Annotated in this window: 19 protein-coding genes; 4 read left to right on the top strand and 15 right to left on the bottom strand. The window is 40.0% G+C overall.

Annotated features, from left to right (window positions below):
- Positions 1-44: 44 nt before the first annotated feature.
- Complete coding sequence (locus MTF67_RS07680; protein ID WP_006791459.1) at positions 45-236, bottom strand: helix-turn-helix transcriptional regulator; 192 nt, start codon at positions 234-236, stop codon at positions 45-47.
- On the bottom strand, positions 233-661 hold the full coding sequence (locus MTF67_RS07675; protein WP_248519194.1) for a hypothetical protein: 429 nt from the start codon (positions 659-661) through the stop codon (positions 233-235). The genes MTF67_RS07680 and MTF67_RS07675 overlap by 4 nt, the downstream gene beginning before the upstream one ends.
- Positions 662-903: 242 nt before the next feature.
- Between MTF67_RS07675 and MTF67_RS07670 the strand changes: the two genes are divergently transcribed.
- On the top strand, positions 904-2,820 hold the full coding sequence (locus tag MTF67_RS07670; RefSeq protein ID WP_039037761.1) for a S9 family peptidase: 1,917 nt from the start codon (positions 904-906) through the stop codon (positions 2,818-2,820).
- Between the two features lie 299 nt (positions 2,821-3,119).
- Positions 3,120-4,322, top strand: coding sequence for an MFS transporter (locus MTF67_RS07665; RefSeq protein ID WP_248519193.1), 1,203 nt, complete (start codon positions 3,120-3,122; stop codon positions 4,320-4,322).
- Positions 4,323-4,380: 58 nt separating this feature from the next.
- On the opposite strand, the gene MTF67_RS07660 is transcribed toward MTF67_RS07665, so the two are convergent.
- The 4 genes from MTF67_RS07660 to MTF67_RS07645 form a co-directional block, all read right to left on the bottom strand.
- Positions 4,381-5,427 carry an NAD(P)-dependent alcohol dehydrogenase gene (locus MTF67_RS07660; RefSeq protein WP_282447136.1) on the bottom strand — a complete coding sequence of 349 codons (1,047 nt, stop codon included), beginning with the start codon at positions 5,425-5,427 and terminating at the stop codon, positions 4,381-4,383.
- 135 nt (positions 5,428-5,562) lie between these two features.
- The gene (locus tag MTF67_RS07655) at positions 5,563-6,276 is read right to left on the bottom strand and encodes a DUF1499 domain-containing protein (protein ID WP_248519191.1); all 714 of its coding nucleotides are present in this window, start codon (positions 6,274-6,276) and stop codon (positions 5,563-5,565) included.
- An 88-nt stretch (positions 6,277-6,364) separates the two neighbouring features.
- Complete coding sequence (locus MTF67_RS07650; RefSeq protein ID WP_248519190.1) at positions 6,365-7,705, bottom strand: DUF1501 domain-containing protein; 1,341 nt, start codon at positions 7,703-7,705, stop codon at positions 6,365-6,367.
- A gap of 10 nt (positions 7,706-7,715) precedes the next feature.
- Positions 7,716-9,623 carry a DUF1800 domain-containing protein gene (locus MTF67_RS07645; protein WP_248519189.1) on the bottom strand — a complete coding sequence of 636 codons (1,908 nt, stop codon included), beginning with the start codon at positions 9,621-9,623 and terminating at the stop codon, positions 7,716-7,718.
- A gap of 167 nt (positions 9,624-9,790) precedes the next feature.
- Here MTF67_RS07645 and MTF67_RS07640 point away from each other — a divergent pair, with 167 nt between their 5' ends.
- Positions 9,791-10,006 (top strand): hypothetical protein, encoded by a 216-nt coding sequence (locus MTF67_RS07640; protein WP_006791468.1) that lies wholly within the window; start codon positions 9,791-9,793, stop codon positions 10,004-10,006.
- A gap of 61 nt (positions 10,007-10,067) precedes the next feature.
- Here the strand turns inward: MTF67_RS07640 and MTF67_RS07635 are convergent, their stop codons facing one another.
- The 6 genes from MTF67_RS07635 to hrpB all read right to left on the bottom strand — a co-directional run bounded on the left by MTF67_RS07635 (position 10,068) and on the right by hrpB (position 17,452).
- Complete coding sequence (locus tag MTF67_RS07635; protein WP_248519188.1) at positions 10,068-11,618, bottom strand: diguanylate cyclase; 1,551 nt, start codon at positions 11,616-11,618, stop codon at positions 10,068-10,070.
- 98 nt (positions 11,619-11,716) lie between these two features.
- The gene (locus tag MTF67_RS07630) at positions 11,717-12,688 is read right to left on the bottom strand and encodes an ATP-binding protein (RefSeq protein ID WP_008132344.1); all 972 of its coding nucleotides are present in this window, start codon (positions 12,686-12,688) and stop codon (positions 11,717-11,719) included.
- Positions 12,681-13,232: a heme NO-binding domain-containing protein gene (locus tag MTF67_RS07625; RefSeq protein ID WP_006791471.1), complete on the bottom strand. Its 552-nt coding sequence runs from the start codon at positions 13,230-13,232 to the stop codon at positions 12,681-12,683. Before MTF67_RS07625 ends, MTF67_RS07630 begins: the two co-directional genes overlap by 8 nt.
- 9 nt (positions 13,233-13,241) lie before the next feature.
- The gene (locus MTF67_RS07620; RefSeq protein WP_248519187.1) at positions 13,242-14,357 is read right to left on the bottom strand and encodes an HDOD domain-containing protein; all 1,116 of its coding nucleotides are present in this window, start codon (positions 14,355-14,357) and stop codon (positions 13,242-13,244) included.
- A 109-nt stretch (positions 14,358-14,466) separates the two neighbouring features.
- The gene (locus tag MTF67_RS07615) at positions 14,467-14,931 is read right to left on the bottom strand and encodes a nuclear transport factor 2 family protein (RefSeq protein ID WP_248519186.1); all 465 of its coding nucleotides are present in this window, start codon (positions 14,929-14,931) and stop codon (positions 14,467-14,469) included.
- 94 nt (positions 14,932-15,025) lie between these two features.
- The gene (gene hrpB / locus MTF67_RS07610; RefSeq protein ID WP_248519185.1) at positions 15,026-17,452 is read right to left on the bottom strand and encodes an ATP-dependent helicase HrpB; all 2,427 of its coding nucleotides are present in this window, start codon (positions 17,450-17,452) and stop codon (positions 15,026-15,028) included.
- 273 nt (positions 17,453-17,725) lie between these two features.
- Here hrpB and MTF67_RS07605 point away from each other — a divergent pair, with 273 nt between their 5' ends.
- The gene (locus tag MTF67_RS07605) at positions 17,726-17,923 is read left to right on the top strand and encodes a CsbD family protein (protein WP_055016803.1); all 198 of its coding nucleotides are present in this window, start codon (positions 17,726-17,728) and stop codon (positions 17,921-17,923) included.
- A gap of 67 nt (positions 17,924-17,990) precedes the next feature.
- Here MTF67_RS07605 and MTF67_RS07600 read toward each other — a convergent pair whose 3' ends face one another.
- From MTF67_RS07600 to MTF67_RS07590, 3 genes are all read right to left on the bottom strand, one after another.
- Positions 17,991-20,252 carry a molybdopterin cofactor-binding domain-containing protein gene (locus MTF67_RS07600; RefSeq protein ID WP_248519184.1) on the bottom strand — a complete coding sequence of 754 codons (2,262 nt, stop codon included), beginning with the start codon at positions 20,250-20,252 and terminating at the stop codon, positions 17,991-17,993.
- Positions 20,249-20,746 carry a (2Fe-2S)-binding protein gene (locus MTF67_RS07595; protein ID WP_024034278.1) on the bottom strand — a complete coding sequence of 166 codons (498 nt, stop codon included), beginning with the start codon at positions 20,744-20,746 and terminating at the stop codon, positions 20,249-20,251. Before MTF67_RS07595 ends, MTF67_RS07600 begins: the two co-directional genes overlap by 4 nt.
- A 196-nt stretch (positions 20,747-20,942) precedes the next feature.
- Complete coding sequence (locus MTF67_RS07590; RefSeq protein ID WP_248519183.1) at positions 20,943-21,638, bottom strand: aspartate/glutamate racemase family protein; 696 nt, start codon at positions 21,636-21,638, stop codon at positions 20,943-20,945.
- Positions 21,639-21,666: the final 28 nt, after the last annotated feature.

The following is a 21,666-nucleotide window of genomic DNA, read 5'->3' as shown; positions in this document are numbered from 1 at the left end:
ACAAATTGTCGCACTTTGCTCATTTTATTTTAAATATGCCTGCGTTATTCATCATCAAAAATATCTTCTATTTTTAATTCAAATAACCGCGCGGCTTTAAACGCCAGCGGTAAACTGGGATCAAACTTACCTTTTTCAATTGCATTAATGGTTTGGCGCGATACATCTAATAATTCAGCTAGTTTAGCCTGTGTTAGATTTTGCTCAGCTCTGAGTACTTTTAAGCGGTTTTTCATTCGTCGCCCTCATCACAGCTGTAGCATTTGTTAAGTATGTAGGTGCTAATTAAATACACTGAGCCCATTAAAAACATCAAGTCAGGTATGTCAGCCCGTACGCTAATAATGCCACTTAATTGTAAGTTACTATATGCAAGCCCACCGACCACAACCGCCCCAAGCGTAAAACCCATTGCACTTAAATGTATTTTTTGCTGTAACTCATCAAGCCCCTGTAAGTTGCGTTTATTAGCTATGATCATTGCAATGCCCACAACAACATTTACGACAATAAAAAAGCCACTCATTGCGTTATTATGATCCCAAATTAAAACCGGACCAAACGAGCAAATGGCTAGCGATAGTAACCAAATAAGCGTCCACTTAGCTAAATTAGTCGTGTTTATTTTTTGACGCTGCTTTAACGTTAATTGTGTTTGCATTTTTTAACTCTCTCAAAAAGTAAAGTGTACTTTACTATACTTGTACAAAAACAACCGCAAGTCAAATAAGCTTTACATAAAGATTGGCTTTATTGACATTACAATGTGTTACAAATCTCCAGTAAAATGTATCCAGCAGCACTTCTAAAAAGATAAAAATAACAATAGAATTACGTTATTAAATATTAAGTAACAAGTAGCCATGATATTTAATAAATACTCTAAAAAATTAAGGATATAAAATGTTAATTACAAGGCTTATAGTTTTATGCTTATTGTTATTAAGCTTTAACTCATATAGTAAAAATACGTTAGAAGATTTCTTTGATAAAAGCGGATACGTTCAAGTTAAAATTTCACCTAGTGGGAAATATTATTCACTCACTTACAGAGAAGATACCGAAGTAAAGCTGGTCATCCTTGAAAGAGAATCAGGAAAAACAACGGCCGCATTTGCATTTGGTGAAAATCAAAAAATACGTAATGTTACCTGGTTAAATGACGAAAGATTTATGATGTCAGTAGCTAAAACAGTTGGCTTTTTAGATACCAAAGGCGGACGCCCATATTATGTTGTTGCTAATTACGATGGTTCAAAAAGACGTGAAATTCTATTCTCAAACACGTCAGTTTTAGAAGTCATTAGCACCCTTCCAAATGATAAAGAAAACATTCTAGTCGCCAAAGGTCACTTTAATGATGACTTTGCCGTTAATGTTCATAAATTAAATATTTATAACGGAAAAATGGATTATGTAGGCGGCCAACCCAAAGACGATGTCTTTGGTATAACTACCGATATTTCGGGTAACCCTAGATTGGCATTTCATTATGAAGAAGATGAAGAGCAAGAGCTTGGCAAAGGCGATTTAAGTGTTTATTTTAAGAAAAAAGTGAACAGCGATTGGCAGTCTTTAAATCTTGCTAAACTAAGCTATGAAAAAGGAGATGCGCTAGGTTTTTTAGGTATGAACCTAGAGGGTAACGAGGCCTTCTTAATGAGTGACTCGGGCAGAAAAACTACTGCTATTTACAGCCTTAACTTTGAAAATGAAGAACTTACCCTTTTAGCGGCAAATGACAGTGTTAATATTACAACGCCAATATTTGGCCCTAACAGAGATGTTATAGGGGCTACGTTTGACCCTGATTACCCTCAATATCAATACTTTGATGCAAAGGGTGAAAATGCGATATTTAAAGAGCTAAGTGATACTTTTAAAAATTACCGATTACAATTTACAAGCCACTCTAAAGAAAAAGGTCTCTCTGTCTTTTCTGTAGAAGCAGACAATTCGCCAACTACTTTTTACTTGTACGATACTAAAAATAAAAAAGCTACTTTTATTGCCTCAAGTGCTCCTCAGATAGATAAAAAAAGCCTCTCTATGACTGAACCTTTTAAAATAAAAGCAAGAGATGGCGTTGAATTAAACGGCTATTTAACCATACCAAAAGGAGCTGCTGATAAAAACTTACCTGCAATTGTTTACTTGCATGGCGGCCCACATGGACCTAGAGATTTCTGGCAATACAACCCTGAAACTCAGTACATGGCTTCATTAGGTTACGCTGTGCTTCAAGTAAACTTTAGAGGCTCTGGTGGCTATGGCAGCGAGTTTGAGGAAAGTGGTTATAAAAAATGGGGACGCGAAATGCAAGACGACGTTACCGATGCCACTTACTGGGCTATTAATGAAGGGATAATAGATAAAGATAAAATATGTATCTATGGTGGTAGCTACGGTGGTTACACTACGTTAATGGGCGTTATTAGAGAGCCAGACCTTTATAAGTGTGCAATTGGTTATGTGGGTGTATATTCAATTCCAGAAATGAAAGAAAGCGGCGATATCCCCACCAGAGAGTCAGGTCGAAAGTATTTAGACATGGTTCATGGTACCGACATGGAAGATATGCAAGCTCGCTCTCCTTCATTTAATGTTGATAAAATTAAAGCCAAGCTGTTTATTGCCCATGGCGAGGACGATGTAAGGGTTCCTATGGAACAATATGAAGCATTAACATCAGCGCTTGATAAAATAGGCTATCCATATGAGTCAATGGTTAGAGATGAAGGACATGGATTTCATCAACCTAAAAACATCACTGATTTCTACACAAAAATGGCTGAGTTTTTTGCAGAAAGCCTAAAATAATACGCTAATAAAATTGTGCCAGCATAAACGCTGGCACTTATATCCGCACCACTAAAAAAACAATTTTACGTAGCTTCCACTGTTTTTTAATTGCATCCAACAGCTATGCCCACAAACATTAAATAATATAAATCGTATTTATTTAACTCTATCTAATGACTTAGCCTACCGCTTCACTTAAACTAAATGCCTCAAGTTTTTCTATATTCATTTCATAATTTTTTACATTTATAACCCATAGTGCTTTTTTGTTCTGGCGTTACTTTTTTATATTTAAACATCAAATTCAAAGGGGGTTTATGAAACCTGATGTCACATCTATACCCAACCAGCTAAATAAAACGGCTATTTTAATTGTGCTGGCGTTAGGCACCTTTATTTTAGGTTTATCTGAATTTTCGATGATGCCAATGTTGCCCCTTATAAGCGAAACATTTGGTACTACACCTTCTCAAAGTGGTTATGCTATAAGCGCGTATGCTATAGGCGTAGTGGTTGGTGCACCTGTGTTAATGCTTTCAACGGCTAATATGCGAAAACGAAAAGCACTGCTGATTTTTTTAAGTTTAATGTGTGTATCTAATGGGCTTAGTGCATTGGCTACGTCGTTAGAGCAGTTAATTATATTTAGGTTTTTGAGTGGATTGCCTCATGGCGCTTATTTTGGTGCTGCCATTTTGCTTGCATCTGATATTGCGCCACAAGGTAAACGAGCCAGCTTTATGTCAAAAGTATTTATGGGATTAACCATTGCAACTATTGTTGGTGTGCCCGTTGTAACATTGGTAGGCCAAAATTTAAGTTGGCGTTACTGTTTAGCTGGTGCTGCAGCGATTGCTTTTGTTGCATTTATTTTAGTTTATAAAGTCGTGCCCAACATAGACAACGCTAAACCCTCTAACTTATTAAACGAGTTTGGTGTGCTCAAAAACAAGCTCGTATGGTCAATTCTAGGCATTGTTATTATTGGCTTTGGTGGTGTTTTTTGTATTTATACCTACATTGCTGACACCATTTTAGATGTAACAAATACAGCGCCTTATACTATCTCGGTGGCAATGGTAATGTTTGGCATTGGCTGTACACTGGGTAATTACGTTTTAGGAAAAGCTGCAGATAAGTCGGCAATAAAAACGACAGGCTTTGCGCTAGTATGCACCATTATTTTTGCATTTGCTTATGTTACGGCAAGTTATAATATTTGGGTGCTTTATGCGGTTATTTTTTTCATCGGTTGTAGTGTCGGTTTAGCGACATTAATTCAAAGCCTACTCATGGATGTAGCACCTGAGGGTCACGCGATGATAGGCGCATTAGTTCAATGTGCATTTAATACAGCAAACGCAATTGGCCCGTGGGTAGGTGGAATCGCTATTGCCAAAGGGGCTGCGCCAAATCAAACTGGCTATGTCGCTGCGGCATTATTTTTAGGTGGCTTAGGAATGTGGTTGCTGAGCTATCTACAACTTAATAAGTCACCCGATTTAAACACAGTTAATTAATCACAACACAAAAAGAGCGACTGATAAGCCGCTCTTTTACTTTCATATCAATAAATTTTTACGAATCTAACGACGCCATATCAATGACAAAACGATAACGTACATCTGAATTTTCCATACGTTCGTATGCGGTGTTAATTTCGTCAATGTTAATCATTTCACACTCAGGCAATACATTGTTTTCACCACAAAAATCGAGCATTTGCTGAGTTTCTGCTATACCCCCTATAAGTGAACCTGCAACCTGACGTCGTCCCATTAATAATGGCACTGTATTTAACTCTTCAACAGGCCCCACTTGACCAACAATAATTAATGCTCCATCTATGTCTAATAGCGGTGTATAAATTGATAGGTCGTGCTTAACAGGCACTGTATCAATGATCACATCAAATGCTGACTGTGACTCTTTCATTTCGTCATCATTTGTTGAAACCAAGTAATGCTGGGCACCAAGTTTAACAGCATCCTCTTTTTTAGATTCGCTTCGGCCAACAACAGTTACCTCAGCCCCCATTGCTACGGCATTTTTTACCGCCATATGACCTAAGCCACCCAGGCCTACAACTGCAACTCGGCTGCCTTTTTTAACGCCCCATTTATGTAGTGGGGAATACGTAGTAATACCTGCACATAACAACGGTGCTACGCGTGAGAGATCTAAACTTTTTGGTATTGAAAGTACAAACTCTTCACGAACTACAACATGCTTAGAGTACCCGCCTTGGGTCATTTCACCGGTTTCTCTGTCTTTACCGGCATAAGTGCCAACCATGCCCTCACGGCAAAATTGCTCTTCATTATTGTCGCACTGATCACAGCTTTTACATGAATCAACCATACAGCCTACGCCAACGGTGTCACCTTGTTTGTATTTTTTAACATCGCTACCAACCGACTTAACTCTGCCAACAATTTCATGGCCTGGAACGAGTGGGTATTTTACACCGCCCCAATCATTTCTGACGGCGTGTAAATCTGAATGGCACACTCCGCAGTATAAAATTTCAATTTCTACATCGTTATTTCGTAAATCGCGGCGTTCAAACTCAAACTCTGTAAGCTCAGACCCTTGGCTTTTTGCTGCATATCCTACTGTTTTCATCATAACTCCATAGTTGTTTAAAAATTTAAAACGCATTGAGTATGTACTTTGAGGAGTGAATACAAACTGAAAAGCAGCCACAAAAAAGCCCAAATATTATTTGGGCTCAATCACATACTACTATTTAAAGCAGTGCTACTTAGTAAGCTCTGCGTTAATTTCGTCAATTAAAGTATTAATGCGATCGGCATTTTTACCTAAATCGCTGCGACCAACACGTGATTTACTCCTTATATCAACAAAGCGCTCAGTACCTTCATCAACAATACGAACAACAACATCATCTTTAAAACCAAACCACGTTGTGGTGTCTGTTGCTTCTATTAAACCAAGTGATTTATTAGCGCTTACCAATTCCCAGCCTAAATTTTTAATTGCTTGCTCAGTTGCTGCAATTAAATCACTTTGCGACTGCGCAAAGTTAAGGGTTGTTAGTTCTGGGTAAGCTTTACGTTGTTGTACCGCGGTTTCTTCCCCTGCATATTCAACTGGGTTTGGTGCGTCAGCGCGAAGTGGTGCAATAGCAACAAATTTAGGCGGGTTAACCAAGTCGGTCGAAATATCATGAATTGGCGGCACACTTTTAGCTTTATTCATCATGTTAAGCGGCATAGCAATAGCAACCACAGAAAATACTACAGCAACGATAGCACTACCAAATGAAGCGGTTTTACGCATAAATATTAACTGTACTAGCAGTAAAACAAGTGCTGCACCACCCACATACACGCCGTATCTAAAGCCTGTAAAAGCAAGGCCTAAATCAACCACGCCAAACTTGTATAAAGGGCCAGGTAATACAACCAGTAAAAAGGCGATTAAACTCACCAAGCTGACTAAAATCTTCATTATTGTGCTCCATTTTGTGTGTAATTGTTATTTTGTAAACAGCACTTATACTGCACGTGCTTGATTTTGGTTTACCATTAGCAACTAATTACATAAAAAAGTCCAATGTTGTGCGATCAAAGTTAGTAAGATTAGGAAAAATATCGCTCAATTCAGATGATGGAACGCCAAACCATTGCGCCAATGAGGCAAAGTATTGCTCATTTGCCACGCTTGGGATGAGCCTGCCACTGCCAACGTCTTGCGGGCCGTCTAAATGCTGCGTTAAAAATTCACCATAGATATCACCTCCTTTAACCGCTCCTCCCATTACTAGTTGATTGCCAGCCCAACCATGATCGGTGCCATCACCATTTGAGGTCAGCGTTCTACCAAAGTCCGACATCGTAAAGGTCGTTACTTTGTCTGCCATATTTAGCTCTTGCATTGCGCTATTAAATTCGCTCAAGCTTTGCGCTAATGAATTTAACAAAAGCGGGTGGGTTTCTAATTGGTTGTCGTGGGTGTCAAACCCGCCCATTGAAACAAAAAACACTTGGCGCTGTGTTGCTAAAGTAGACTGCACACTAATTGCTTTTGCCACTGCGGCCAATTGCTGAGAAACACTAGAATCGCTGAATGGTGTTATCAGCTCTGGGGCTGTCTCTAACGCATTGTTCATAGTTTGAGTATTGTTAATAGCCGAATTAAAGCTTTTTGCATAAGCATCACTAAGCGGATGATGAGTATTGCCCATTATACGACTCATAATGTTAGTTACGTGGTCTGTGCGTGGTTGATAACCGCCAAATGCATTTATACGACTAATCCCACTTTTATTTAGTGTAAACGCTTTTGTTTGGCTGCCTGTTTGCCACAGATTCGTTCCATCTAACGACACATTGGCAGCAAACTGATCCTGCTGATTTAAGCGCTCTAACAAACGTGCTCCCCAACCACTGTTCAGCGACTGTTTTTCACGGCCATACATCCAAGATGCTTGCTGATCATTATGAGAAAATAAGTGCTTAGGTAATGCCACTGCATTATTTTTGTAATCGTTATAACTTGTTGGCGCAAGCAAGGTACCCACCCCACCAACAAACGCTAAATTAGATTCATTAAAAACACGTTGAATAGGCGACAATGATGGGTGCAACCCTACACCACCTGCAAATTGGGTTGCAGTATTTAAAGTAATTGGCGATGCAACAGCTAAATTTTGTCGGCTTTGTTCGTACAAGCTACGCTGCTCACCTTCAAGGGGTACCAACATGTTGAGTGAATCGTTACCGCCGTATAAAAAAATGCATACTAGTGCTTTGTAGTCGCCTAGTTCAACTGCATTAACAGAGCCTGTAAGCGCTTGTAGTTGCAAACTAGTCAGTGCGGCTGCCGATACACCGCCTTTTAAACATAACGACAAAAATTGCCTTCTATTAATGCTCATTATGTCTCTCCTAATACTGCAAATTAAATTCAGGTGAAATAGCAATCATATAAAGTAAATACGATACCCGTTCGCGATATTGATCGTCATCAAAATAAGCATCTAAATCTAATAATGCTTGGCGTGTGTCGCTACTCATAGAGCCTGCAAAATACAGTACGTTGTATTGATCGAGTAAGTAGTTAACCCCATTGCTTTGCAAGGTATTCATATCGTTAATGATGTAAACATAAATACCGCTTGGATTTAAATCGGTGTGCGCCTCGGCAGTACTCCACACCAAATCGGCAAAGTGCTCGTTCATGGTGCCTATAATCGTTGCATCGCCGGCTATTTGTAGCTCAGGAGCCACTAATGAATTTGTTCGCAACTGAGCAGGCTGGTAGTCAGGTCTAAAAAAGTTAAACACCGAACTCGACTGCATAGGCCCTTGCCCATATCGGTCAACTAAATTCCATGTTTTGTAATAACCTTCGGGTGACCTTGCGTTTAGGTTTCGCCAAAATTGGACTGTTTTAAGAAGCGGTTCTTTTATTTTACCTTGGTAGCTCAATACACTGCCATAATGACGAGCTTCATCATCTAAATATATAGCTTTTACTACTGCTGCTAGATCACCTCGAACGCCTTCGCCATTATCATTAAACACACTGGCAATTCGCTCTACATATTGCGGTGTAGGGTTTGATGTAATTAGTCGTTGTATTAACTGCTTACTGATAAAAGGCGCTACATTTTGATGGTTAAATAAATTATCAATCGCTAGTTGTAACGACTCTTGCGCACTATACCCTTGGGGAATAATGTCGCCGTTTAATAACGTTTTTTGCTTTTGTGAATGGTACTCTTCAAATGCTTGCATAGGCGCAACATAATCACGACTTTTGCGCTTAAATGTTTCACTGCCTGCAAATGTCCACCCTGTAAATACACGAGCAAACCCTTCTATTTCTGCTTGGCCATACGTTGCAATAGTATTACCGTTAGCGTCTAATTTAGCGGTACCGTCTTGGTTTAGCTCATCAAGCCCGATAGTAAATAACTGCATAACCTCACGGGCATAGTTTTCATCGGGGCGAATATTAAGTGCATCATCAGCCTTTTCGTTACCCAAATGACTAAGGTAAGTGCCCATGATTGGCGATAAAGTTACCGCCTCAAGTAAATCATGAAAATTACCAAATGCATGAGTAAGCAATAAATCATAATATGTCACCATGCCCTCAGGCTGAGAGCGTAAATCGTTATTGAGATCAGACACTACAAGTATTTCACTCAGCGCAAAGGCCACGCGCTGGCGGAGTTGATCGTCGCTTTGCATTACGGCTTTCCACCACGCGTCTATTCGGCTTATATACCTAAAATCTTCATCATCATTAGTAAACACCATATAGTCACGATGATAGTTAATGGGCAATGCCAGTTGGGCATCAAGCCATTGCAGCTCACTTTGGCCTTGCGCGTTTTGTATTTCTACAAGCGTTGGCCCCATGCTTCCTTGATGCAACAACCGAGCTGCAGAAAATGCATTCATGCTATTGCGGGCAAAAAAATTGACCGTTTTAACGGTAGTGGCCCCTTCGTTATCGGTCGCGGTAACATTAAACGCATACTCTGAAGGCGTGTAAGTTAGTGCATCAGCCAATTTAACGCTAACTGAGCTTGCGTTTACTGGCTCACTTAACACCGTAGGCCCCGAAGTTTGTTGCCAAATTACACTTGCGATGCTGCCGTCAGCATCGCTGGCTGTTGCTTTTAGCTCAATAGTTTGGCTTTTTGTGATATCACTGGGTAAGCCCGACAGGGTTAAAGAAGGAAGCTTGTTACCATTAACGGTTGGGGTATCATCTGAGCCAGAACCACCGCAGGCACTAAGAAAAAAGACTGAGCTTACTATCAAAACTAATTTATAATGCATGTTAAATCGCCATGATATTTTGGTTTAAGTAAGCAATTGCCTACTTAGTTTAATGCATTAATTGAAACACAAAATTTACATTTTTTCCTTTTATTTTTTGTAATCGAAACTTGACTAACGTTCAAAATTGCACAAACTACGGGGGTTAAACAGCCAGAGACTCACACATGAAAACAGAAATTAGTTATCGTTTTGAATCATCGCAAGTGGCCAACCGTTTTTTACATGAGTTAAAAAACTGGCCAGTGAACGATGTTAAAACACGTCTTTTTAATGGAGGTGATAGCGTAAAAGTAAGCTATGATTACGACGAAACAGGCTTCGATTATACCATTGCCGAGCTTGATGATTTAGCCGAGCAACATGGAGGAAAAGAAGTTTAGCGCAACGTAATATGTATTAAACTTTTAGCATTAATAGTAACAATTCGCGATGGTGGTTTAATTATATTGATTTAATTAAGGCTCTATCTCTTCCGGTGTTTTTTGCCTCGTACAGCATAACGTCTGCATCTTTAATTAATGATTTGGCTGTGATGCTTTCATTATCCATAGCCTTTGCCGTTGCAAAAGCACAGCCTACACTTATAGTTAAAACATCACTTACTTTAGAGCCTTTGTGAGGTAGTTTAAGCGCATTTACATTTTTTCGTAATTGTTGAGATATTAGTTCAAATTGCTCAAACGAAAGCTGGTTAAACAGCAGTATAAATTCCTCACCTCCATAGCGTGCTGCTATACCATTATTTGATTGGGCGGTTTCTTTTAAAACACGACATAGTGCTTGTAAGGCACAATCTCCTTCTTGATGACCATAAAAGTCGTTGTACAACTTAAAGTAATCAACATCAATTAGCATTAATCCCAACGTTGTTTTTTGATTGTGGGCATCATGCCACTGTAATGTGTAAATTTCTTCAAAGGCACGTCGGTTATAAATTTGCGTTAACTCGTCTATTTTACTTATTTTTTCAAGTTGTTCGTTTTGTTTTTTGACCTCTTTTATTAAGGAATTAAAACCATTTATAAGTACACGCATTTCTAAAAACTGATTTTTAAAATGAAGCGGTTGAAGGTCATTTTTAAGTAACATTAAATTGATTGCCGATGCACCATTAATTAATGGTGTAATAAAAAAACGATTAACAACAAAAAAACCTATTAAAGAGGCTACAAAAAACATTATTAAAATAATAATTAAATACAAGTCAAATAACACAGGCAACCTTTGATGGTGATGCTCAATATTCATTGTCAATAAGGGGTTACCATTTATGTCTAGCAATATTCTTTGTCGCTCAGTGGCTATTCCCTCATTTTGGATTCCACCATTTAAAACAAGTAAATTTTGTGTTGCGCTATCGTCATTTATTATTGAGTAGCTAAGTTTTACTTGTGCTACTTCTGCCATCATAGCAACTTGTGATTTCCTTACTTTTTTAATAAAAACAATACTACCAACAGGCTCTCCTGTTTTATTTGTTCGTTGTATTGCGTGCGATGCAAACATAACAGGGCCATGCTCTGTTCTTAAAAAACCGAAGCGTTCTGACGTATTTTTTTTATAAGGTAGGATAGTACGGTTAGGTAAATGAGTATTTAGATCAAATTCTGGCAGCTCAAAGGATTGCTCCTGAATGTAATCAAAAGTATGCCCATAAACTTGTTTAAAGTTCATGTCGTAAATAAATACACCATCTATTTTGAGTGATTTAAAGGTATCGTCCACATAATTTGACTCAATATAGTCTTTATCAAAGCTCGTCATGTAATCGTAAGAGTCATCCCACACCGCATAATCGTAATTTATGGTTTTTAAGAAAACAAACTCTCTGTTTAAAGCAATTTCTAGGCTCAATAGCTCTCTATTTTGGTAGTCTTTAATGTTTTCATTTATAGTTGGTAACGTAAAAAAGTATCGATAGCTAACCAATAAACTAGTTACAAAGCACATTAAGATTAAGGTACCTATTATTACAAAAAATCTTAATGTCATTATTAGTCCCCAGGGTGTGAAGTAGCTTAATTCATTTTATAAATAGCGCTAATCTATAGTTTTTTAAGTGTGCTTGGGTTTATTCTGCGCCAATATAATTAGTTTAACGATGATTCCGGCATTAATGTTATTGGCATAGTACAGCGCATTAGCGTACCTTCGCCAAGCTCACTTTCTACCTCAATTGAACCATTATGCTCTTTTAGCACGTTATAAACGATGGCCATTCCCATCCCCGTTCCCTTCCCTACTGGTTTTGTTGTATAGAAAGGTTCAAAAATATGGCTTTTAGTTTGCTCGTCCATTCCACAGCCATTATCTGCAATTTCAATATAAATATTTTTTTCGTCTGAAAATAACTTGATGACTATTTTACCTTGCTTGCCATCAACTAAATCACACGCATACTTTGCATTTAGCAATATATTTACAAACACTTGGTTAATTGCCGATAAATTACAATAACTCAATGGCAGCTCTTCATAATCACATTCCACCTGACAACTTTTTAGCTGATTGGCGAGTAACTTAATGGCACCATTTAATGACTCAGTAATATCAGCCATAGCCAATAAGTTATTTTTCGGTCTGGCAAAGTTAAGCAAATTATTTACTATGGCAGCGATACGTTGAAGTCCCTCATGAGTGTCGCCGAGCAGTTCATCTAAATCTTCTAAAATAAAATCTATATTCGTTTCTTGGTCGAGCTTAACCAATTGTGCTTCAAGCTCTGAAGCCGAGATAGACTTATCTATAAACTGCTTAGATATCTGCATTAATGAATGAAGTGTTGGTTTAAAGTACTTGATGCTTTCTACATTACTCATTACATAAGCAAGCGGGTTATTTATTTCATGTGCTACGCCTGCCGATAACGTACCGAGTGTTGCCATTTTATCGGTTTGCATTATGGTTACCTGCTGGCTTTTTAGCATGCTCAGCTTTTCTTTTAACTCTTGATTAGCGCAAAATAACTTACGTGTTTTATCTTCAAGTAAAACTTCTAACTGATCTCTTGCCGCTTTTTCACGCAAATACGCTTTTTTGTAGTTATAGTCGTCTTCAGCCATTTAAAGCCTCATACTTCACTTCAATAACGCACTTGTCGCAGCCGTCGTGCATACATTCAACATGGTTTAAAGAAACATCAATACCGTAGTGCGAAGCCGCACCATAAATAAGCCCTTCTGCGCACATACATAACTGCCTTTTAGAACGGTAATGCATTAAAATAAATCCATCTTCAATCAGTTTAGACTCTATTTCTGGTAGGTTTGGTTCATGGTATAGCTTAGCGACTTCAACATGAATGACCTTATCAATCCCCATTATTAACTCTGCAAAACTATTAAAGCCTTTCGCAACCGTTGGGTGGCTTCTGTTTAAGTGGCCAAACAAATACTCACCAAATGCTTTTAATACTTCGGGCATAGTCATCGATAGGGCTGTCGCTACATCCTGGGCTAAACCAATTATCTCTTCATCTGGGTAACTTTGTGCAGAAATATACACACGGCCATCAGGGGCGTTTTTTTCAAGTAACTCATCCCATGCCGCCATACCGCACTTTTCAATAACCAGTGCCTCTAAGCCTCTAAAAATTATGCCTTTCATGTTTTATCCTTATTTATTACTTAACCACCATTGCTCTATGTCGGGAAATAGCGCTAAGTCATCTATAAAATCAAACTCTTCAAGATTAAAGTTCAACGCATTATTGCAAAACATATGTTCAACAATTATGTGAATCACGGTTAATGATATGCTTTTTTTTGAGGGTAATTCATCAATCAATTGCGCGTCGACTATTTTTTGGTCAAACCCCCAAAGCGCTAGTAAATAAGCACTTAACACAAACTTAGGTACAACTTCGTTATCTAAGTCGCCATGAGGATCACTCGTTATAATTAACTCACCTATAACACTTAATAACCCTACAGCACATGCGAGTAATTGAGTTTGACGATCTTGCTTTATATATTTTGCTAACGATTGCGATAACTCTGCTTTTTTATAACCTTTGTCTATTAGGTGATTAATTGCTTTTTGTTTATTTTTACTAAGTAACTGATGAGATAACTCTGAAAAAACCACAATTGCTCTAAGGTTTATTAAGCCAATCCTCACAATCGCTTCTTTTACACTTGAGGTGCTACTATCAAACCCCATAAAAGCCGAATTAGCAATTTGTAAAACCTTACCAGCCAGTAAAGGATCGTGCCTAACATCTTTTTCTAAAATAGAAATATTAGGCTCGCTTTTATTGAGCTCATTGAGTAGGTTTTGCGTTACCTCACCTAAAAACGGAAGCTCAGAGAGTTGCCCTAAAATAACGCGATGCTCACTGCTAATAGGTAGTGTTTTTAAAACAACAGCACTATTTATTACGCTCTCTAAATGTGACTGAGCAAAAGGCTTAACTAGGTGAAAATGGATTACATTATTTAATTGTAGCTGGTAATTTCCACTCATATCACCTGTTAATAAACACCTAAGCGCAGATGGGCAGAGCTCTTTAGCTTGTTCTAAAACGTTTTTCCCCGTGGGAAGTTGCATCATCGAATCACAAAAAATAATATCAGGTAAGGCGTTGTTATTTATTTGCTGTTCAAATTGAGTAGCAACTTGAACTGTGCACACATGAGCACTGGGGCATAAACGGTTAAGCGTGCGTATTAACGCACGTAACAGCAGTTCGTCGTCATCAATAATAAGAATATTGATTTTTAAATCATGCATCTACTACACCTAAAGCTATAACGTACTAGTTTATAATTAAAGCGTAGTATATTTTTATCAATACCCCTACTTTCAAAGGCGCTAATTAATAAAAAGTAAATGCATGGTTTTATTCATGATATTTACGGATCATCGCCACTTTACCGTTTTCAACTTCTATTACTTCCATCATTACTGATGTGTACTCTATTGGCTGCTTACTTTGTGGGTGAATGCCTTTAGCGTGGTTTTTATAACGAATCGCAAAACCGCTATCGTTAAATATAAAAGTATTGAGTAGCTCACTTTCATAGTGGGTATGCGCGCCTAAGTAAAAGCTCATGCCTTTGCGCATTAGTTTTTTGCCATCGGCAGTGCGAGAGTCATTTACTTGATACGGTATGTGCTGACTGCCAACATCGTCCGTTAATAAGCTAAGGTAGGCTTCAAGCTCTTTTTCACTTGCGTTAGGCGCTTGCGTTGCGGTCATGGCGCTGTAGTAATGCTGTGCAAATTTGTTTAAGTCCAGTGCCTCTTCAGCATCAACCAAAAAGGTACTCACTAATAGCAAACCAAATGTAAATAGTCGTTTCATCACTTCTTCCTTGTAGTTAAAAGTATTGATTTATTTATAGGTACACTATATTCATATGCTCAAAAATAAAACAAATATTTTTAAGTTAATAAACCTACATTTTGCTTTTTACTCTATTGGTTGCCACGCTGTTGGCTGGATCGTCAGGCCAAAAATGTTTAGGGTAACGACCCTTCATTTCTTTTTGTACATCGCGATAACTACTAGCCCAAAAGTGCGCTAGATCTTGAGTAAGTTGTAAAGAACGCTTACCAGGCGAGAGTAATTCCATAAGCAGTGGCAGCTTGCCATTTGCAAGCATTGGCGTACTTGTTAAGCCATACACTTCTTGCATGCGCACGCTAAGTTTTGCGGGACCATCTAACTGGTAATTAATTTTTATATTTGAGCCACTCGGTACCGTTAACCTAAGCGGTAACAATGTTTTTAGGGCTGTTTGCTGTGTCCAGTCAAAACAATTTTGCAGTGCTTCAAAGTAGTTAAACTTTTTAAGCTGCTCCAGCGTTTTTATATCCTGTAAATATACGCCTAACCAATCATCAGCTGTTTCTATAAGTTGCTGCTCGCTTATTGCCGGGAACGTATCAGGCATAAACTGACTGGCTAAACTCATGCGAATTAATAATTGCTGCGCGTCGGGTTGTTCATTAAATAATGCAAAACCATGCTTAGTAAATAAATTAAGCCACGCTTTGGCACGCTCGGTTTTATCAAGCTTTTGCTTACTTGGTTGGCTTGTAAGCGTAATGGCGCCGAGCTTTACTTCGTCTTGATGAATAAAGCGCGCGGTTTTTTCATCAAATTCACAGCGGGTGAGCGAAGTAAATAAATGCGGTAAGTAATCTTTTAGCTCAAATGGGCTAAGTGCGGTGGCTGCAAAAATACGCGTGCCTTTATGGCCGCCCATACTTGCAATAGCAAGGTAGTCATCGTTATGCCAGTAATCGGTGTTTAAATCAGCGCCCGCACCATTGGCAAGTAAGTAGCCATTGCCGCGTTTTTTTGCAATGCGGTCGGGGTAAGCTAATGCCACCAGCAAACCTAAATACTCTGTGTTTAGCTCGCTGTTACTGTCGGTTGCTTTCAAGCGGCTTTGCCAGTATTTTAACTGCTGTTTAAATACTGGGTGTGGCCTTTGCTGTTGGCTATGTAGCGTTAAGCTTAGCTCGTTGGCGCTGTTTATTCTGCTCTCAAGCAGCGCCACTAAATAAAGTGCTAAACGGTAAATACCAGGGAGTTCTGCCTCAAGCGCCTGCGCTTTTAAAAGCATATGCGCTAAGCGAATATCCGCCCCAAAACCCAGCATGTTACTGCCCAATTTGGTTAGCTTGCCTTTGCTATCGATGGCTTCAAGCATAGTTAGTAAGCTCATTGCTTGTGTGCATTGCTGCGTTGTTGGCGTATCAAGCAAGGTGAGTTCGCTAATGTTTGCGCCCCACTGCTTTGCTTCAAGCATAAGTTGGCTTATGTCTGAGGTGAGTATTTCGGGGTTGTCGTGGCTATTACGTCGCTCAAAGGTTTGCTTTGAACCAAGCCTGTACACCACACCTGGCTCTATTCGCCCTGCACGCCCTGCTCGCTGCACGGCAGAGGAGCGCGATATACTTTGTGTTGTAAGCTCCGTTACGCCTGTTTTTAAGTTATAACTGGCCGCGCGGCGTTTACCGCTATCAATAACAATGCGAATGCCTTCAATGGTTAAGCTGGTTTCGGCTACATTAGTAGTAAGCACAACTTTGCGCATGCCCTCAGGCGCAGGAGCAATCGCCGCTTGCTGATTAGCTTTATCTTGTTCGCCAAATAATGTGGCAACTAAGCAATTACTTGGTAAATCATTAAGGGCCTGTTGTACGCGTGATATTTCAAATTGACCAGGTAAAAATACTAATGCACTGCCGCTTTGCTCGTTTAGTGCTTGTTTTATTAAAGAGGGAATAGCATCAAGCCATCGACTTTCATCTTTTATGGGTATATATACTTCGTCTATGGGGTAACTGCGCCCGCTTGATTGTATAACTGGGCAATCAAAAAATTGTGTATAGCGCTCGGTATCAAGGGTGGCCGACATAAGTAGTATGGTTAAATCGTCACGCAGTGCACTTTGGGTCTCTAAAGCAAAGGCCAGTGAGGTATCGGCTGCAATTGAGCGCTCATGAAATTCATCAAATATCAGTAAATCAATGTCGCTTAATTCAGGGTCGTTTTGTAGCATGCGGGTAAGCATACCCTCGGTGACTATTTCAAGGCGCGTATTACTGCTTACTTTACTCTCGCCGCGTACTCGCAAACCAACACTCTGGCCCACTTTTTCGTTTTGGCACTGTGCTAAGTAACTGGCAATATTACGTGCTGCTAAGCGGCGCGGCTCCAGCATTACAATACGTTTAAAATGGCCGTCGCGCATAAGCTGTAGCGGCAACCAGGTTGATTTACCTGCACCAGGCGGTGCTTGTAATAACGTTATAGGGTTACTTTGTAATGTAGTTAGAAGTTGTTGATATATGTTTTGAACCGGCAGCACTGCTATTTACCCAAAATTGCTTTGTATGCATTGTAACAAAAACCAAAAATAAACGCGCCGCTAAAGCTGTGTGGTTATAAAGGGCATCATAATCAGAAATAATTACAGACCGCTCTGTACATTTTTTAAGGACATGCGCGCTATATTAATTATTACTGCCTCAATAAAAACATAACACCATGATTATAAATACAAAATTTAAATTTAACTTATTGGTACACGCCTTGCTCCTTTTATAGTGAACGTTAAATAAATCTAAGTAAGGAGAAACTTATGAACAGCGATCGTATGAAAGGTAATTGGAACGAACTTAAAGGTAAGGCGCAACAAAAATGGGGCGATCTTACTGACGACGATTTAGACAAAATTGAAGGTAGCCGTAAGGAGCTAGTGGGTAAAATCCAGCAGCAATACGGTAAATCTAAAGAGGAAGCAGAGCGTGAAGTAGATGAGTTTGAAAAAACGCACTAATCGCTAACTTCTAAAAAGAACCGCCATTTGGCGGTTTTTTTGTTTAATAGCTAAAAAAGGGCGTTATTTACGCTTTTAATTGATTACCAATAGGCAGTTGCCTAATGCGCTTACCACAAGCGGCAAAAATAGCGTTACACAGAGCAGGGGCATAAACCGGTGTTGCGGGCTCTCCTACACCTGCTGGTGGTGCATCGCTTTGTATTATTTCTACTTCTACCTCTAAAGGTGAATCGCTCATACGCGGCACGCGGTAATCATGAAAGTTACTTTGCTGTACGCGGCCTTTATCAAAAGTAATACCATCGCTAATTGCAGTGGTAATACCGTAAATAGAGCCACCTTGCGTTTGGTTTTTAACGGTATCGGTGTTTACAACCGTACCCGCATCAATAGCCACCCACGATTTAATCACGTTTAAATTACCAGTATCCGATACCTCTACCTCAACCACTGTTGCCACATACGTTAAAAAGCTGCGGTGCGCTGCAATGCCTAACCCGCGCCCTTTTGGAAGCTCTCGGCCCCATTTACTTATCTCAGCTACTTTTTCAATAACATGGCGTAACTTACCAATATCTAAAGGGTAAACGTCTTTATCGGCGCCATAATTATCGTACGAGGCATTTTGCTCGGTTACATCTAAAATACGATCAGGGCCGATGGTTTCAAGTAAATAGTCTTTTTGGTCGCGCCCTGCTTTGTGCGCCGCTTCAGCAATAAATGACTGAATAGCAAAAGCATGAAAAATATTTGATACCGAGCGCATCCAGCCAACTCTTGTTTTAGCGGGTGCTTCGCCATTTTCTAACTTTAAGTTAGGTGAGTTTATAGGGTTATCGGTAAAGCCTAAACGCAGTTCAAAACCTGCAGGCGATGTTGCCCCTTCTTGAAAGGTCGACATAATTGGCGAAAACGCCGTGCGATGTAAGTAAGCTTCAATATTACCTTTTTCATCTAATGACGCTTCAATATGTTGAGCCGATACCGCATGATAAAAACTGTGCTGAATATCATCCTCTCGCGTCCATTGAACGCGAATAGGTTGTCCTACTTTCATTGAAATGTAAGCAGCTTCTGCCGAAAAATCAGGTTTTGATTTACGCCCAAACCCGCCACCTAACATGGTGACATGTACGTTAATTTTACTCTCGTCCATACCAAGTAGTGCGGCCACAGTTTTCATATCGGCTTGTGGGTTTTGTGTTGCAGCCCAAATATCAACGCGGTCTTTATTGTACATTGCAGTGGCACAAGGTGGCTCCATAGGTGCTTGAGTTAAGTGCGGCGCGTAATAGTCGGCAGCTAATTTATTGCTCGATTTAGCCAATACGCTGGTGGTATCGCCTTTTTCGCGCACATGCGCTTGCGGCTCATTCACTGTTTGCAGTAACGACTTTTTAAAGCTCTCTGAATTATAATCGCCATTTTTACCATCATCCCACACCACGTTTAGTGCTTTACGCGCCTGCCATGCAGCCCAGGTATTTTTAGCAACAATAGCAATACCGCCTTTTGGCTGAAATTGCGGCGCGCCTTTTGGTACAGGCATTTCAATAACATCAACTACGCCATTAATTGCTTTAGCGGTACTTGCATCAAACGATTTAACCACACCACCAACTACCGGCGGGCGCTCAATAATAGCCACCAGCGCTTTTGGCTCGCGTACATCGGCAGCAAATATGGCTTTACCGGTTACTAAATCGGTTAAATCTATGTGCGCCATACCGGTATTTATATAGCGCCATTCTTTACGTGTTTTGAGTGTTAACTTGTCTGGCTCTGGTGGGGTAATGCCAAGCGCGAGGTCAATTAAATCTTTATAAGCCAGCGTTTTACCCGAGCTGTGGGTAACCACGTGCTGATTAGCTGTACAGGTTTGCGGCTCAACTTTCCAATATTTAGCAGCTGCGTGCTGCATCATATAACGTACGCTTGCGCCCATTTCGCGCAAGCGCTGCATGTTGTATCGAATACTGCGCGAGCCATCGGTATTTTGATCCCCATATTTAGGGTCGCCCTTACCTTGAATAACCACTACTTTGTCCCACGCAGCTTCCATTTCGTCTGCCACAATTTGGGCAATGGCGGTACGAATTTGTTGGCCCATTTCAGAGCGATGACAGGTTATTTCAACCATGCCATCGGGGCGCAGCGCTATAAATAAGTTAGCGCGTTTTGCTTGATCAGAGGGTTGTTCTAACACGCCTGCAAACGCTTTTGGTGCACTGCCTACAAAATAAGTGCCTAATACTAATGCGCCTATTGCGCTGGTTTTTAAAAATTGGCGACGGTTTAGGTCAAAGTACGTATTGTCGTTTTTCATACCTCTTCCCCTTGTTCATTTGGGTCAAAATACTCAACGCCCGCAATGGTTTTAGCCGCCGACTTAATCGCTTTATGAATACGCGGATACGTACCACAACGGCAAATATTGCCCGACATATTACTCACTATTTCATCATCAGTTGGATTGGGGTTAGCTGCTAATAAGCTTGCCGCTTGCATTATTTGCCCGCACTGACAAAACCCACACTGCGGCACTTTATGCTCAACCCACGCTTTTTGTACAGGGTGGTCGCCTTGCTCGCTTAACCCTTCAATAGAGGTAATAGCACGCCCAGCCACAGCCGATACAGGTAATATGCACGAGCGCTGCGCTACGCCATCAATGTGTATGGTGCACGCACCACACTGCGCCATACCACAGCCAAATTTAGGCCCTGTTAAATTTAATTCATCTCGAAGATACCAAAGCACCGGCGTTGACGGATCGCCTGTAAACTCATGTTTATTACCATTTACGGTAAGCGTGATCATATTTAACTCCTTGGCAAAGCGCTTTAAAGAAATTCCTTATTGCGCGAGAACGGTTTGAATACTTGCTACTTTTTTAGCCTACCACTTAGGATTGGTTTATTGAAATTTTTATCGGTAAGTGGCTTTAATAAGCTTTGCCAAGTCACTAAACGCAAAAACCGTCCTATGGCGGTTTTATTAATAAGTAAAGCGCTGATTATTTAGTTAGTGCTAATTTAATCGCGGCATGCGCATGAATTTGCGTGGTATCGTAAAGTGGCACGGTTGTATGTTGCGGCTCTACCAATAAAGCAATTTCAGTACAGCCTAAAACAATGGCCTGTGCGCCTTTTTCAAACATACGCTCAATAATATTTATAAACTCAGTTCGGGCTTCATCATTAATAATACCTAGGCATAACTGATTGTAAATTATGTCGTGAACACGCTCTCGCTCATTAGGCTCGGGTATTAACACTTCAATGTTATGCTTATTGGTTAACCGCCCTTTGTAAAAGCTTTGCTCCATTGTAAATTGCGTGCCCAGCAACCCTACTCGCGTTATTTTATCGTGTTTTAACTGATCTGCGGTTGCGTCAGCGATATGTAAAATAGGAATACTAATATTACTGGCGATATGGTCAGCCACTTTGTGCATGGTGTTGGTACAAATAAGTAAAAAATTAGCACCAGCTGCCTCTACCGATTTAGCCGCCTCGGTAAGTAACTTAGCTGTTTGTTGCCAATCACCTTGATGCTGCAGCGTTTCAATTTCGGCAAAATCAACACTCACCATACAAATTTTGGCACTATGCAGCCCGCCCAATGAGTGTTTAACGCCTTCGTTTAAAGCCTTGTAATAGCTGGCTGTTGACTCCCAACTCATACCACCGAGCATGCCAATCGTTTTCATAAAATTGCCTTTTTAGTTTACTAAAAGA

It is taken from the genome of Pseudoalteromonas sp. 2CM32C, assembly GCF_023161925.1.
In the GTDB taxonomy this organism is placed as follows: Bacteria; Pseudomonadota; Gammaproteobacteria; order Enterobacterales; family Alteromonadaceae; genus Pseudoalteromonas; species Pseudoalteromonas marina.
The sequence above is the reverse complement of the archived record's forward strand: the minus strand, read 5'-3'. Positions and strand labels throughout refer to the sequence as shown.

Coding starts and splice junctions, on each gene's coding strand:
- MTF67_RS07680 (WP_006791459.1), bottom strand. CDS start 236: ATGAAAAACCGCTTAAAAGTACTCAGAGCTGAGCAAAATCTAACACAG.
- MTF67_RS07600 (WP_248519184.1), bottom strand. CDS start 20,252: ATGAAAAACGACAATACGTACTTTGACCTAAACCGTCGCCAATTTTTA.
- MTF67_RS07590 (WP_248519183.1), bottom strand. CDS start 21,638: ATGAAAACGATTGGCATGCTCGGTGGTATGAGTTGGGAGTCAACAGCC.
- MTF67_RS07645 (WP_248519189.1), bottom strand. CDS start 9,623: ATGCATTATAAATTAGTTTTGATAGTAAGCTCAGTCTTTTTTCTTAGT.
- MTF67_RS07625 (WP_006791471.1), bottom strand. CDS start 13,232: ATGAAAGGCATAATTTTTAGAGGCTTAGAGGCACTGGTTATTGAAAAG.
- MTF67_RS07615 (WP_248519186.1), bottom strand. CDS start 14,931: ATGAAACGACTATTTACATTTGGTTTGCTATTAGTGAGTACCTTTTTG.
- MTF67_RS07635 (WP_248519188.1), bottom strand. CDS start 11,618: ATGACATTAAGATTTTTTGTAATAATAGGTACCTTAATCTTAATGTGC.
- MTF67_RS07630 (WP_008132344.1), bottom strand. CDS start 12,688: ATGGCTGAAGACGACTATAACTACAAAAAAGCGTATTTGCGTGAAAAA.
- MTF67_RS07595 (WP_024034278.1), bottom strand. CDS start 20,746: ATGATCACGCTTACCGTAAATGGTAATAAACATGAGTTTACAGGCGAT.
- MTF67_RS07655 (WP_248519191.1), bottom strand. CDS start 6,276: ATGAAGATTTTAGTCAGCTTGGTGAGTTTAATCGCCTTTTTACTGGTT.
- MTF67_RS07605 (WP_055016803.1), top strand. CDS start 17,726: ATGAACAGCGATCGTATGAAAGGTAATTGGAACGAACTTAAAGGTAAG.
- MTF67_RS07670 (WP_039037761.1), top strand. CDS start 904: ATGTTAATTACAAGGCTTATAGTTTTATGCTTATTGTTATTAAGCTTT.
- MTF67_RS07660 (WP_282447136.1), bottom strand. CDS start 5,427: ATGAAAACAGTAGGATATGCAGCAAAAAGCCAAGGGTCTGAGCTTACA.
- MTF67_RS07675 (WP_248519194.1), bottom strand. CDS start 661: ATGCAAACACAATTAACGTTAAAGCAGCGTCAAAAAATAAACACGACT.
- MTF67_RS07640 (WP_006791468.1), top strand. CDS start 9,791: ATGAAAACAGAAATTAGTTATCGTTTTGAATCATCGCAAGTGGCCAAC.
- MTF67_RS07650 (WP_248519190.1), bottom strand. CDS start 7,705: ATGAGCATTAATAGAAGGCAATTTTTGTCGTTATGTTTAAAAGGCGGT.
- MTF67_RS07620 (WP_248519187.1), bottom strand. CDS start 14,357: ATGCATGATTTAAAAATCAATATTCTTATTATTGATGACGACGAACTG.
- MTF67_RS07665 (WP_248519193.1), top strand. CDS start 3,120: ATGAAACCTGATGTCACATCTATACCCAACCAGCTAAATAAAACGGCT.